This is a genomic window from Sphingomonas sp. CFBP9019 (assembly GCF_034045155.1).
Taxonomy (GTDB): domain Bacteria; phylum Pseudomonadota; class Alphaproteobacteria; order Sphingomonadales; family Sphingomonadaceae; genus Sphingomonas; species Sphingomonas aerolata.
On sequence record NZ_JAXCWK010000003.1, the window covers coordinates 466222 to 479147 of the forward strand.

At 68.2% G+C, this 12926-nt stretch carries 12 protein-coding genes; 7 read left to right on the forward strand and 5 right to left on the reverse strand.

Going from position 1 to position 12926, the window contains the following annotated elements:
- Positions 1-76 precede the first annotated feature (76 nt).
- Positions 77-1291: a penicillin-binding protein activator gene (locus SOM18_RS10230; protein WP_031441509.1), complete on the reverse strand. Its 1215-nt coding sequence runs from the start codon at positions 1289-1291 to the stop codon at positions 77-79.
- Positions 1292-1301: 10 nt separating this feature from the next.
- On the opposite strand from SOM18_RS10230, the gene rsmI reads away from it, so the two are divergent.
- From rsmI to SOM18_RS10250, 4 genes are all read left to right on the forward strand, one after another.
- Positions 1302-2147 carry a 16S rRNA (cytidine(1402)-2'-O)-methyltransferase gene (gene rsmI, locus SOM18_RS10235; protein WP_243845804.1) on the forward strand — a complete coding sequence of 282 codons (846 nt, stop codon included), beginning with the start codon at positions 1302-1304 and terminating at the stop codon, positions 2145-2147.
- Entirely contained in the window at positions 2144-2542 is a 399-nt protein-coding gene (locus SOM18_RS10240; protein WP_107045970.1) for a YraN family protein, read from the forward strand. The genes rsmI and SOM18_RS10240 overlap by 4 nt, the downstream gene beginning before the upstream one ends.
- 64 nt (positions 2543-2606) lie before the next feature.
- A complete protein-coding gene (gene gshB / locus SOM18_RS10245) occupies positions 2607-3560 on the forward strand; it encodes a glutathione synthase (RefSeq protein WP_031441512.1) in 954 nt (317 codons plus the stop codon).
- Between the two features lie 86 nt (positions 3561-3646).
- Positions 3647-4246 carry a DedA family protein gene (locus tag SOM18_RS10250; protein WP_031441513.1) on the forward strand — a complete coding sequence of 200 codons (600 nt, stop codon included), beginning with the start codon at positions 3647-3649 and terminating at the stop codon, positions 4244-4246.
- A 7-nt stretch (positions 4247-4253) separates the two neighbouring features.
- On the opposite strand, the gene SOM18_RS10255 is transcribed toward SOM18_RS10250, so the two are convergent.
- Positions 4254-5153: a tyrosine recombinase XerC gene (locus tag SOM18_RS10255; RefSeq protein WP_236559138.1), complete on the reverse strand. Its 900-nt coding sequence runs from the start codon at positions 5151-5153 to the stop codon at positions 4254-4256.
- Positions 5154-5293: 140 nt separating this feature from the next.
- Between SOM18_RS10255 and SOM18_RS10260 the strand changes: the two genes are divergently transcribed.
- The 3 genes from SOM18_RS10260 to SOM18_RS10270 all read left to right on the forward strand — a co-directional run bounded on the left by SOM18_RS10260 (position 5294) and on the right by SOM18_RS10270 (position 10089).
- Entirely contained in the window at positions 5294-6700 is a 1407-nt protein-coding gene (locus tag SOM18_RS10260; protein WP_235188467.1) for a sensor domain-containing diguanylate cyclase, read from the forward strand.
- 88 nt (positions 6701-6788) lie between these two features.
- Positions 6789-8960, forward strand: coding sequence for a primosomal protein N' (locus SOM18_RS10265; protein WP_031441851.1), 2172 nt, complete (start codon positions 6789-6791; stop codon positions 8958-8960).
- A 46-nt stretch (positions 8961-9006) separates the two neighbouring features.
- Positions 9007-10089, forward strand: a complete 1083-nt coding sequence (locus tag SOM18_RS10270) for an acyltransferase family protein (protein ID WP_031441852.1) — start codon at positions 9007-9009, stop codon at positions 10087-10089.
- A gap of 6 nt (positions 10090-10095) precedes the next feature.
- Here the strand turns inward: SOM18_RS10270 and SOM18_RS10275 are convergent, their stop codons facing one another.
- From SOM18_RS10275 to SOM18_RS10285, 3 genes are all read right to left on the reverse strand, one after another.
- A complete protein-coding gene (locus tag SOM18_RS10275; RefSeq protein WP_031441853.1) occupies positions 10096-10350 on the reverse strand; it encodes an ATP synthase F1 subunit epsilon in 255 nt (84 codons plus the stop codon).
- A 125-nt stretch (positions 10351-10475) separates the two neighbouring features.
- Positions 10476-11948: a F0F1 ATP synthase subunit beta gene (gene atpD, locus SOM18_RS10280; protein WP_037530472.1), complete on the reverse strand. Its 1473-nt coding sequence runs from the start codon at positions 11946-11948 to the stop codon at positions 10476-10478.
- A 17-nt stretch (positions 11949-11965) separates the two neighbouring features.
- Positions 11966-12859 (reverse strand): F0F1 ATP synthase subunit gamma, encoded by an 894-nt coding sequence (locus SOM18_RS10285; RefSeq protein ID WP_031441854.1) that lies wholly within the window; start codon positions 12857-12859, stop codon positions 11966-11968.
- Positions 12860-12926 lie beyond the last annotated feature (67 nt).

Here is a 12926-nt window from a genome sequence, read left to right on the forward strand (position 1 = left end):
TAGCCGCGCGACTCGAATCGCAACCGATCATCCGTATGGATCCCCGCCTCCGCGGGGATGACGAACGGAGTCGGCGTCAGCCGCCGAAGCCGCTCGGCGCGGGCGAGACAACAGTGGTGGTCCCCCCGCGGATTTCCTTCACCTCCAGTGCGCGCTCGGCGACATTGTCACGGCCGAAGCGAAACGCACCGTCGATGCCCGAAAAGCCGTCGCCATCGCGCAGCCGCGACACGGGGAACGCCGTCCCCGGCTTCCAGTCGCGCGCGATCCGCACCGTCAGCAGGACCGAATCATAGCCGAGACTCGACAGGCGGTACGGTCCGCTGCCGAAGCGTGCGCGGTATTTGGCGGCATATTGCCGGTACAGCGTATCCGACACGCTCGCATACCAGGCGCCGTTCAGCGCCGGCTTGGCGGCAACGCTCGATTCGGAATTCCACAGCTCGGTGCCGAGGATCCGGGTCGATGCACCCGACCCGCGCTTCACCAGCGCCGCCGCCGACGCCGCGGTCGAACCGCTGTCGGCGATCAGCACGGCATCATAGGGTGCCTTCGCCGCGAGCCGCGTGACCGCGCCCGACACGCCACCGGCGGTCCGGCCATAGGTCTGCAGCGACACGACCTGGCCGCCCGCCCCCTCGACCGCACGGAGGAATGCGGTCGAGGCGCGCTCGCCATACAGCCCGTTCGGGACCAGCCCGGCAAAGTTCGACACGCCGCGCTCGCGCGCGAAATCGACGACGCGCGAAATCGACTGGGTCGGCACATAGCCCATCAGATAGGCGCCGTTGCCGGCCACCCCGAGATCGTTCGAGAAGCTCAGCACCGGCACGCCCGCCGCGCGCGCAATTGGTGCCACCGTCCGCACGTCCTCGGACAGCAGCGGCCCCAGGATCAGCTGCGCGCCTTCAGCGATCGCGCGCTGAGCCGCAGCCGCGGCACCCGTCGCGGTATCGTAATTGGTGATCCGAACGCGCTGGTTCTGCGTGTCGAGCAGCGCCATCATCGTCGCATTGGCGATCGACGTACCGACCCCCGCATTGCTTCCCGACAGCGGCACGAGCAGCGCGACGCGGTTGCGCTCGGCATCGCGCGGGATGCCGGTCTCGACCCCGATCGTCGGCGTGTCGGTCGGGCGGGTGGTCGGGCGCTGCTGCGATGGTTCGACGGGACCGCGCGGGACGATCGTCTGGCACGCGCCGAGCAGGCAGGCCAGCGTGAGTGCGGCCGAGCGCCCAAACGCGCGCATCCGGTGCCGGGCCGATTGCCCTATCGTCGCTGCGTCTGCCATGACAATCCCCATGAACCCTGAAACTCCACTGAACCCCGGCCTTTACATCGTCGCGACGCCGATCGGCAATCTCGGTGATCTGTCGCCGCGTGCCGCCGACATCCTCGCGCGTGCCGACGTCGTCGCGGTCGAGGACAGCCGTGTCACCGCCGGTCTGCTCCGCCATGTCGGTACCAAGACGCCGATGGTCCCCTATCATGATCACAGCGCCGAGGGCGTCCGCCCCGCGCTGATCGCGAGGATGGCGACCGAGGCGGTGGCGCTGGTGTCGGACGCGGGCACGCCGCTGATTTCCGATCCCGGATTCAAGCTGGTGCGCGACGCGCGCGCGGCGGGGCATCTCGTGGTGACGATCCCCGGCCCCTGCGCGGCGGTCGCTGCGCTCACGCTGGCGGGACTGCCGACCGATCGCTTCCTGTTCGTCGGCTTCCTGCCGTCCAAGGCGCATGCCCGGTCGGAGGCGATCGCCGAGATCGCCACGATCCGCGCGACGCTGGTGCTCTACGAATCCGGTCCGCGGCTCGGTGCCAGCCTTGCCGCGCTCGCCGAAGGACTCGGCGACCGTGAGGCGGCGGTCACGCGCGAGATCACCAAGCGGTTCGAGGAGGCGGTGACCGGTACGCTGACGACCCTCGCCACCCGCTACGCCGACGCCCCGCCGCGTGGCGAGATCGTCATCGTCATCGCGCCCCCCGGCGACGCCCCCCCGGCCAGCGCGGAGGACGCCGACACGGCGCTGGCCGATGCCCTCACCCGCCTCTCCACCGGCCAGGCGGCGAGCGAGGTTGCGAAGGCACTCGGGCTCGACCGCAAGACGCTCTACGCCCGCGCGCTCGAACTGAAGGCGAAGGGGTGACCCTCCCCGCCCCGCGCCCCTCCCGCAGGCGGACGGCGAGCACCGCCGATCGACAGGTCGCGGAAGCTGCGGGGCGGCGCGGGGAGAGGCTGGCCGGCTGGTGGCTGCGACTGAAGGGCTGGAGCATCCTCGACCGCCGCGTGCGGACGCCTGCGGGCGAGGTCGACATCGTCGCGCGCAAGGGGACGCTCATCGCGTTCGTCGAGGTGAAGACGCGCGCGACCGCCGCCGAACTCGACTTCGCGATCGACGAGCGGCGGCTCGCGCGGGTCGCCGCGGCGGCAGAGTTTTTGATGCCGCGCTATGCCGGGCCCGGCGACGACATTCGCGTCGACGTCATCCTGCTCGCGCCCGGCACGCGCCCCCGCCATATCGAGAATGCATGGATCGGCTGAGCGGGTCGGGTGACTTGCGGCCCGCGCGCACCTACATGCGCTCGACCGTATAGAAGGAAGACGCATGAGCCTCACCGTCGCCGTCCAGATGGACCCGCTCGACAGCATCAATATCGCGGGCGATTCGACCTTCGCGCTGATGCTCTCCGCACAGGACCGCGGGCACCGGCTGTTCCATTATGCCGCGGAGGATCTCAACTACCGCGACGGCCGGGTCTGGGCGAAGGCGCACCCCGTCACCGTGCAGCGCGTGACCGGCGATCACTTCAGCGTCGGCGAGCCGGTGAACCTCGATCTCGGTGACGAGGCCGACGTCGTGCTCATGCGGCAGGACCCGCCCTTCGATCTCGGCTACATCACCGCGACGCATCTGCTCGAGCGGATCGCCGGCAAGACGCTGGTCGTCAACGACCCGGCACAGGTCCGCAACGCACCCGAAAAGGTGTTCGTGCTCGACTATCCGCAGTTCATGCCGCCAACGCTCGTCACGCGCAGCCTCGACGAGGCGCGCGCCTTCCTGGCCGAACACGGCGCAATCGTGATCAAGCCGCTCCACGGCAATGGCGGCAAGGCGATCTTCAAGGTCGAATCGGACGGTGCCAACCTGTCCGCGCTGATCGAGGTGTTCAACATGACGTGGCGCGAGCCGCACATGGTCCAGGCGTTCCTTCCCGACGTGGCCAAGGGCGACAAGCGCATCGTGCTGGTCGACGGCGAAGTCGCCGGCGCGATCAACCGCCTGCCGGGCGAGGGCGAGATCCGCTCCAACCTCGCGGTCGGCGGCTCGGCGGAAAAGACCGAGCTGACCCCGACCGAGCGCGAGATCTGCGCGGTCCTCGGACCGGAACTCAAGAAGCGCGGGCTGCTATTCGTCGGCATCGACGTGATCGGCGGCAAGTGGCTGACCGAGATCAACGTCACCTCGCCCACCGGCATCGTCGCGATCGAGCGGTTCGACGGCACCGACGTCTCCGCGATGATCTGGGACGCGATCGAGGCGAAGGTCGCGGCGCGGTAGGAAAACCACCATCCCGGTTCACGCCGGGATGGTGCGACCGCGCTGTCGAGGGAACAGATGCGGCATCCCGGAAGTATCGGTTAGCCATGACCGAATTCATCATCAACCTGATCGCCTGGGGCGGCTATTTCGGCATCTTTTTGCTGATGGCGCTCGAGAATATCGTCCCGCCCGTACCGTCCGAGGTGATCATGGGGCTCGGCGGCATTGCCGTCGCGCGCGGCCATATGGCGGTCGTGCCGCTGATCGTCGCGGGGACGGTCGGATCGGTCGCGGGCAATTACTTCTGGTATTATATCGGCCGGAACATCGGCTACGAGCGCTTCCGTCCGTTCGTCGAGCGGCATGGCCGCTGGCTGACGATCGAATGGTCGGATATCGAGAAGGTCCACCGCTTCTTCGTGAAGCGCGGCGGCTGGGTGATCTTCGTCTTCCGCTTCATGCCGACCTTCCGGACGATCATCTCGCTCCCGGCCGGGATGACGTACATGCCGTTGTGGAAGTTCGTGATCTGGACCGCTGCGGGCAGCGCGATCTGGAACACCGTGCTCGCCTATGCCGGCATCCTGCTCGGCTCGCGGTTCCAGCAGCTCGACCGCTATGTCGGCCCTGTCTCGGTCGCGACGTTCGTCATCATCGCGCTGGCCTATGGCTGGCGCGTGCTGACATGGAAGCCGAAAGGCTGACCTTGCGCTACGCCCGCGGATGCGCGTTGCGGTACACGTCCATCAGATGCGCGGCGTCGACCTGCGTATAGATCTGCGTCGAGCTGAGGCTCGCATGGCCGAGCAGCTCCTGCAACGCGCGCAGGTCCGCCCCGCGTCCCAGCAGATGCGTCGCGAAACTGTGGCGCAGTGCGTGCGGCGTCGTCCGCTCGCCCAGCCCGAGCCGCCCGCGGGCCCCGCGGACCGCGCGGCGCACGATCGCGGGGGCGAGCGGGCCACCCTTCGCGCCCCGGAACAGCGGCTCCCCCGGCACCAGCGCCCAGGGGCACGTTGCGACATAGGCCTCGATCGCGGTCCGGACCTGCGGCAACAGCGGCACGATCCGCGTCTTGGCGCGCTTGCCGGTTACCGACAGCGTCTCGCCGAGCGGCAGGATCGCCGGCGTCAGCAGCAGCGCCTCGCCGATTCGCAGCCCCGCGCCGTACAGCAGCATCAGCACCGCCCAGTCGCGCGCGCCGATCCACGGCTCGGCAGCGTCGTCGGCGACCTCCCCGGCCAGCGCCACCGCTTCGGCCGGCGAGATCGGGCGCGGCACGCCGCGCTGGACCCGCGGCCCCTTCAGCCGCGGCGGTTCGGCATCCGCATTCGCCCATGCGAGGAAACCGCGCACCGCGGACAGCTCGCGCGCCGCCGATGCATTCCCCAGCCCCTGCCCGCGCCGATAGGCCAGATAGGCGCGAAGATCCGCCGTGCTCGTCCGGCCCAGCGCCGCGCGATCGACCGCCCCCGCCCAGTGCCCTACCAGGAACGCCGTCAACCGCTCGGCAACCGCGCGATAGGCGCGGACCGTGTGCACCGACCGCATCCGGTCCCGCGCCAGATGCGTCGCCCAGAGCATCGACGGGGGAAGCGTGTCGGGTGAGGTCATTCCGGCATGCTAGAGCGTTTGAACGACAAAGAAAATTAACTAACGCAGGCCTATTCGAAGACATGTCGCTCCCCGAGTCCGCCCTTCGCGAAATGCCCGGATCACCATCGCGTTTTGCCTCGGCCGACGAGGAACGCCGGGTGGCGACGCTCAACGCGCTCGCGCTGCTCGATACCGAACCGGAGCGCGAATTCGACGCGCTCGTCGCGCTGGCGGCCGAAATGCTCGACTGCCCCAGCGCAATGATGACGCTGATCGATCGCGACCGCTTGTGGATCAAGGCGGCCAATGACGGCGAACGCGGCGAGATCGCGCGCGACGTGACCATGTGCAACGTCACCATCCAGGGATCGGCGCCGCTGGTCGTGGAGGACCTCTCGGGCGATTCGCGGTTCGCCGCCAATCCGCTGGTTGCCGCCTCCGACGGGGTGCGATTCTATGCCGGTGCCCCGATCCATGCGATCGCCGACGACGGACGACGTCACCCGATCGGCGCGCTGTGCGTGCTCGACACCCATCCGCGCAGCCTGAACGCAGCAGGGCGGAAAGCGCTTGTGCATCTCGCCACGCTTGCCGAAGCGGCAATCGCTGCGCGGACCGCAGCGCTCCAGGCACTCGCGATCGCGGTGACCGCGGATCGCCAGTCGTCCGTTCTCGCTCGCCAGGACCGCATATTTCGCCAGGCCGAGCGGATGGCGGCGATCGGATCGTGGCGCGTGCTGTGGCCCGACGGTCCGCTCGAATGGTCCGACGGCGTCTTCCGGATCCACGAGCTGCCGCTGGGCGCGCAACCCGACCCGTCGAAGGCGATCGATCACTATCCCCCCCATGCCCGCGAACAGATCGCGCAGGCGCTCACGGACGTCATCCGCACCGGCGTCCCGATCGATCTCGAACTCGACTTCACCACTGCGCTGGGCAATCCACGACGGGTGCGGGTGCAGGGCGAGCTCGAACATGAGGCCCAGCGGAACGTGGACGGTCCCGTCGCGATCGTCGGCATCTTCCAGGACGTGACAGAGCGTCACGCGCTCGAACTCACGCTGCGACGCACGGCCGAAACCGATGCGCTCACCGGCCTCGCCAACCGGGCCGCGTTTGACCAGGCGCTCGACGCGGCCATCACGCGCGCGCGTACAGCGGCATCGCCGTTGCTGCTCGCGCTCGTCGATCTCGACGGGTTCAAGGCGATCAACGACACGCTTGGCCATAACGCAGGCGACGACGTGCTGCGCGGCGTTGGCCAGATCCTGCAGGCACCATGGCTCCGCGGCAGCCTCGCCGCGCGGCTTGGCGGTGACGAATTCGCAGTGATCGTCGACGACCCCGCGCTGGTCGGTGCACCCGATGAGATCGTCAGCCGGCTGCAGGAGGCGCTGCAGGTGCCGGTCTCGGTCGACGGCCTGGCGATGATCAGCGCGGGCACCGTCGGCATCGCCGCGCTCGAAGCCGATTGCCAGACGGTCCGCGATTTCGTCCACCGCGTCGACATCGTCCTCTACCGCGCCAAGCGCGAACGGATCGGCGAACGGCGCCGCGCCGCCTGATCGGGTTCACCCCGATGGGCGCCGCTACGACGATCACACGCCGCTAAAAGGTTTCCGTCGAGTCGATCTGCCCCCATATGCGTTGGCCATGTCGTCGCGCGCCCGTGTCCTGATCCTCAACGCCGCCCTCGGGCCGCTCGACTACCGCGTGCCCGCGGGCATGGACGTCGCGCCCGGATCGATCGTCGTCGCGCCGCTCGGCCCGCGCCAGCTGCTCGGCGTGGTGTGGGAGGCGGAGCGGATGCCGTCCGATGCGGAGGTCGGCGACAACCGCCTGCGCAATCTGCTCGCGGTTGCGGACGTGCCGCCGCTCGGCGCGCCGCTTCGCCGGCTGATCGAATGGACCGCCGATTATTATCTGGCGCCCCCTGCCTCGGTGCTGCGGATGTCGCTCGCCTCGACTTCCGCGCTCGAGGGCGCGCGCACCGCGACCGAATATCGCGCGACCGGCACGATCCCCCCGCGCCTGACGCCGCAACGCGAACAGGCGCTCGAACGGATCGGCGATCGCCAGGGCCTGATCCGCGAGCTGGCGCAGCTCGCCGAGGTGAGTGACGCGGTCATTCGCGGTCTCGTCAAGGTTGGCGGGATCGAGGCGGTCGAGGTGGATATCGACAGCCCCTACCCTGTCCCCGACCCGCTGCATCACGTCCCCGTGCTGTCGCCCGATCAGCGCGCAGCGGCGGACTCGCTCGTTAAAGGCGTCGCCGACCACATCTTCACGCCGACATTGCTCGACGGCGTGACCGGTTCAGGCAAGACCGAGGTCTATTTCGAGGCGGTCGCGCAGGCGATCCGCGACGGCCGCCAGACTCTGGTGCTGCTGCCCGAGATCGCATTGACCGAGCCGTTCCTCAAGCGCTTCCACGACCGGTTCGGCTGCGAGCCGATCGCGTGGCATTCGGGGCTGCGGTCGACCCAGCGAAGGCGCGCATGGCGTGCGATCGCGAGCGGCGAGGCGCTGGTGACGGTCGGCGCACGATCCGCGCTGTTCCTGCCCTATCGCGATCTCGACCTGATCGTCGTCGACGAGGCGCACGAGACCAGCTTCAAGCAGGAGGAAGGCGTGCATTATCATGCGCGCGACGTCGCGGTGATGCGCGGCAAGTTTGAGGGATGCCCGGTCATCCTCGCCTCCGCCACCCCCGCGATCGAGACCCGCCAGCAGGTCGCGACCGGCCGCTATGCCGAACTGAAGCTGCCCGGCCGGTTCGGCGTGGCGGAAATGCCGACGATCGAGCCGATCGACCTGATCAAGGAGCCGCCCGAGCGCGGTCGCTGGCTCGCCCCGCGGCTGGTTCAGGCGATGCAGGCGACACTGGAGAAGCGCGAACAGGCGCTGCTGTTCCTCAACCGCCGGGGCTATGCACCGCTGACGCTGTGCCGCACCTGCGGGCACCGGTTCCAGTGTCCGAACTGCACCGCGTGGATGGTCGAGCACCGGCTGACGCGGCGGCTCGCCTGTCATCATTGCGGCCATGCCGAGCCGACGCCGCGCGTCTGTCCCGAATGCCAGGGCGAGGATACGCTCGTCGCCTGCGGTCCCGGCGTCGAGCGGATCGCGGACGAGGTCGCCGCGCTGTTTCCCGAGGCGAAGACCGCGGTCGTCACGTCGGACACGATCTGGTCGCCTGCCAAGGCAGCGGAATTCGTCGACCGGATGGAGGCGGGCGATATCGACATCGTCGTCGGCACGCAGCTGGTGACCAAGGGCTATCACTTCCCAAATCTGACGCTGGTCGGCGTCGTCGATGCGGATCTGGGGCTCGACGGCGGCGACCTGCGCGCGGCCGAGCGCACCTTCCAGCAGATCCGCCAGGTGTCGGGGCGTGCCGGCCGCGGGGAGAAGCCCGGCCATGTCTTCATCCAGACCCACAGCCCCGCCGCGCAGGTGATGCAGGCGCTGATCACCGGCGACGCCGACGCCTTTTATGCGGCCGAGACCGAGGCGCGCAAGGATGCGGGCGCGCCGCCCTTTGGCCGTTATGCCGCGATCGTCGTGTCGTCGGAGGATCAGCGGTGCGCGCACGACACCGCCAATCTCGTCGGGCGAAGCGCACCGCAGGTCGAGGGGATGCATGTCTATGGCCCCGCGCCCGCACCGCTCGCGATGCTGCGCGGCCGGCACCGCTACCGCCTGCTCGTCCACGCGAAGCGCGCGCTCGACGTACAGGACGTCATCCGTGCATGGCTCGGCACGCTCGACTGGCCGTCCAAGGTGCGCGTCACCGTCGACGTCGATCCCTATAATTTTCTCTGATACGACAGCAACCGACGCTTAACCGCTAGCACGCTATCCAAGGTGGATGTCGGCGCAGCGTGTCACCCCGATTCAATGGCTGCGCGCGCTCGCCGCGACGATGGTCGTTGCCGCGCATGCAGCGAACCTGGTCGATGCGGGTCCGGTCCGGATCACCGGCGCGTTCATCCCGTCGGTGCCCAATCTCTCCGTGGTCGGCATCAGCGGCGTCGATCTCTTCTTCGTCATCAGCGGCTTCGTCATGGCGCAGTCGCTCGCGACCGCACCACGCGATCCCTGGGGTTTTCTCGTCCAGCGCTGGCGCCGCATCGTCCCGCTCTTCGCGCTCGCCAGCATCGCCTATATCCTCGTCGCGACCGAGCCGCAGCCGGTCGAGGCGATGCTGATGTCGATCACCGTCCTCCCGCTGCTCGATGGCGCCGACTATCATCAGCCTTCGCTCTATGTCGGCTGGACGCTGGGCTTCGAATTTGCCTTCTACGCGCTCGTCGCACTCGCGATGACCGCCCGCCACCACAGGACCCGGTGGCTGCTGGTCGCGACGCTCACCGTTGCGCTGCTCGGCTGCATCGTCCAGCCCGGCTGGGCGCCGGCGCGGCTCCTCTTCAATCCGATGCAGCTGGAATTCGCCTTTGGCCTGCTCGTCTGGATCGCCTGGCGACGGGGCATCACCGCACCCGTCGCGGCGATGGCCACGGTTCTGGGAACCGCGCTGCTCGCTATCGGTATCGCCGTCGGGCTAGGTCCCGCGGTCTCGGGCGATGTCCAGGCGGCAGTCGCCGGCACCTCCGGTATTGCACGCAGCTGGACCTGGGGGCTGCCCTGGGCGCTCGTCCTGCTCGGGGTGATCGACACGCCGGGTGGCGGCCGGTTCGACCGGATCGTCGCGCGGATCGGCGACGCCTCCTATTCGACCTATCTCGTTCACCCCTGCCTGATCGCGCTGGTGTGGCGCATCGGCGGGGTCCTGCCGGAATGCCCGGCGCTGGTCTTCGTCGCGCTATTCGTGATGCTGTCGACGGTCGCGGGGCTCATCGTCCACCGCTGGATCGAACGGCCGCTGCTGCAGGTCCTAGCCCGGCAGCGCAAGGCGGCAGCGCCCGTCGCTACCGACGCGGCGCTCGCCTGAGGCTGTTTACTCGCCCGCCTGCTCGGCGAGAATCGTCAGGCCCTTGGCGTTGACCTCGGCGAAACCACCGCGGATCGCGATCGTCTCGGACGTGCCGTTCTGCGTCCGGTACACCTGCACGCTTCCGTCACGGACGGTCGACATGAACGGCGCATGGCCTTCCAGCACGCCGAAGTCGCCTTCGGTGCCGGGGACGACGACCATATAGACCTCCTCCGACCGGACGAGCTTTTCTGGCGTGACGAGTTCGAAATGCAGCATCTTGTTTGCCTTCTCCCTCTCCCGTCGGGGAGAGGGTCGGGGTGAGGGGCAGTACCGGGCGAGAGCGCTCGTGGCGGCCCCTCACCCCAACCCTCTCCCCCGAGGGGAGAGGGAGCAGCAGAAGCTTACGCCTCCGCAGCCATCTTCTCGGCCTTGGCGACCGCTTCGTCGATGCCGCCGACCATGTAGAAAGCGCTCTCGGGCAGGTGATCATACTCGCCCTCGACGACCGCCTTGAACGAGCGGACCGTGTCCTCGAGCTGCACGAACTTGCCGCTGATGCCGGTGAAGACCTCGGCGACGTGGAACGGCTGGCTCAGGAACTTCTGGATCTTGCGCGCACGCTGCACGGTGAGCTTATCCTCTTCCGAAAGCTCGTCCATGCCGAGAATGGCGATGATGTCCTGCAGCGACTTGTACTTCTGCAGCGTCGACTGGACCGCACGCGCGGTGTCGTAATGCTCCTGGCCGACGACGCGGGGCTCGAGCAGACGCGAGGTCGAGTCGAGCGGATCGACCGCCGGGTAGATGCCCAGCTCCGAGATCGCACGGTTGAGGTTGGTCGTCGCATCGAGATGCGCGAACGACGTCGCCGGCGCCGGATCGGTAAGATCGTCCGCGGGAACGTACACGGCCTGCACCGAGGTAATCGACCCCTTGTTGGTCGAGGTGATGCGCTCCTGCAGCGCGCCCATGTCGGTCGACAGCGTCGGCTGATAGCCCACGGCCGACGGAATGCGGCCGAGCAGTGCAGACACCTCTGCGCCCGCCTGCGTGAAGCGGAAGATGTTGTCGACGAAGAACAGCACGTCCTGGCCTTCGACGTCGCGGAAATATTCGGCGATCGTCAGGCCCGAGAGAGCAACGCGTGCGCGTGCGCCCGGCGGCTCGTTCATCTGGCCGAATACGAGCGCGACCTTCGAGCCTTCCGACTGCGGATTGCCGTCGGCATCCTTGGCGATGACGCCCGCGTCTAGGAACTCGTGGTACAGATCGTTACCCTCGCGGGTACGCTCGCCGACGCCAGCGAACACCGAGGTGCCGCCGTGGCCCTTGGCGATGTTGTTGATCAGTTCCTGGATCAGCACGGTCTTGCCGACGCCGGCGCCGCCGAACAGGCCGATCTTGCCGCCCTTTGCGTACGGTGCGAGCAGATCGATGACCTTGATGCCCGTGACCAGGATCGCGCTCTCGGTCGACTGGTCGACGAACAACGGTGCCGATGCGTGGATCGGGGCGGTCTGCTCTGCGCCGACGGGGCCGCGCTCGTCGATCGGCTCGCCGATGACGTTGAGGATGCGGCCGAGCGTCTTCGGGCCGACGGGCACGCGAATCTGCGAGCCGGTGTCGGTGACGGTCTGGCCGCGGGTCAGACCCTCGGTCGCGTCCATCGCGATCGTGCGGACGGTGTTCTCGCCGAGATGCTGCGCGACTTCGAGGACGAGCCGGTTGCCGTTGTTATCGGTTTCGAGCGCCGACAGAATCGCGGGCAGGTTGTCGGGGAAATGCACGTCGACGACCGCGCCGATCACCTGCGAGATGCGACCCGTGTTGTTCGTTGCCGCCACTGGGGCGATGGTCTCTGGGGCGGTTGCCATTATCTGCTTCCTTGGGCTTACTTGAGCGCTTCGGCGCCCGAGATGATTTCGACCAGCTCGGTCGTGATCGCGGCTTGGCGTGTACGGTTATACTGGATCGAGAGGCGCGTGATCATGTCGCCCGCGTTGCGCGTGGCGTTGTCCATCGCGTTCATGCGGCTGCCCTGCTCCGACGCTGCGTTTTCGAGCAGCGCGCGGAAGATCTGGATCGCGACGTTGCGCGGCAGCAGATCGGCGAGGATCGCTTCCTCGTCGGGCTCGTACTCGACCACGGCTTCCGCAGGTGCGTTCGGCTTGGCCTCGGCACCGGGGATGGTCGAAAGCGGCACGGGGACGATCTGGATGCCGGTCGGCACCTGCACCAGCGCCGAGACGAACTTGGCGTAGAACAGATGCGCGACGTCGAACTGACCCTCGCCGAAGCGCTTGATCAGGTCTTCGGAGATCGCCTGCGCGTCGCTGAACGCGAGCTTCTTGATCCCGCCCATCTCGTGATCGGCGAGAATGTCGTTCGGGAAGAAACGCTTGATCACGCGCCCCTTCTTGCCGGCGACATAGAACTTCACGGTCTTGCCGGCCGCGATCAACTCCTCGGCCTTGCGGCGTGCCGCGCGGACGATGTTGGTGTTGAACGCACCGGCCAGACCACGCTCCGACGTCGCGATGACGATCAGATGGACCTGGTCCCTGCCGGTCCCGGCCAGCAGCGGCGATGCGCCCGGCGCGATGCCGACGCGCCCGGCAAGGCTCGCCATCACCGCTTCGAGCCGCTCGGCATAGGGCCGGCCGGCAACCGCCGCGTCCTGCGCACGGCGCAGTTTCGCAGCGGCGACCATCTTCATCGCCTTGGTGATCTTCTGCGTCGACTTCACCGAGCCGATACGGATCTTGAGTGCCTTGAGGCTCGCCATCTACGTCCCTTTGTTCCCCCGCTGATGCGGAGGCCCAGCCTGCCCCCGCATCAGCGGGGGCATGTTC

What these genes read in the sequence shown, in the direction of transcription:
- SOM18_RS10230 (WP_031441509.1), bottom strand. Translation starts at nt 1,291, where the DNA reads ATGGCAGACGCAGCGACGATAGGGCAATCGGCCCGGCACCGGATGCGC.
- SOM18_RS10270 (WP_031441852.1), top strand. Translation starts at nt 9,007, where the DNA reads ATGTCGGCGCAGCGTGTCACCCCGATTCAATGGCTGCGCGCGCTCGCC.
- SOM18_RS10285 (WP_031441854.1), bottom strand. Translation starts at nt 12,859, where the DNA reads ATGGCGAGCCTCAAGGCACTCAAGATCCGTATCGGCTCGGTGAAGTCG.
- SOM18_RS10275 (WP_031441853.1), bottom strand. Translation starts at nt 10,350, where the DNA reads ATGCTGCATTTCGAACTCGTCACGCCAGAAAAGCTCGTCCGGTCGGAG.
- SOM18_RS10255 (WP_236559138.1), bottom strand. Translation starts at nt 5,153, where the DNA reads ATGACCTCACCCGACACGCTTCCCCCGTCGATGCTCTGGGCGACGCAT.
- atpD (WP_037530472.1), bottom strand. Translation starts at nt 11,948, where the DNA reads ATGGCAACCGCCCCAGAGACCATCGCCCCAGTGGCGGCAACGAACAAC.
- SOM18_RS10250 (WP_031441513.1), top strand. Translation starts at nt 3,647, where the DNA reads ATGACCGAATTCATCATCAACCTGATCGCCTGGGGCGGCTATTTCGGC.
- SOM18_RS10265 (WP_031441851.1), top strand. Translation starts at nt 6,789, where the DNA reads ATGTCGTCGCGCGCCCGTGTCCTGATCCTCAACGCCGCCCTCGGGCCG.
- rsmI (WP_243845804.1), top strand. Translation starts at nt 1,302, where the DNA reads ATGAACCCTGAAACTCCACTGAACCCCGGCCTTTACATCGTCGCGACG.
- gshB (WP_031441512.1), top strand. Translation starts at nt 2,607, where the DNA reads ATGAGCCTCACCGTCGCCGTCCAGATGGACCCGCTCGACAGCATCAAT.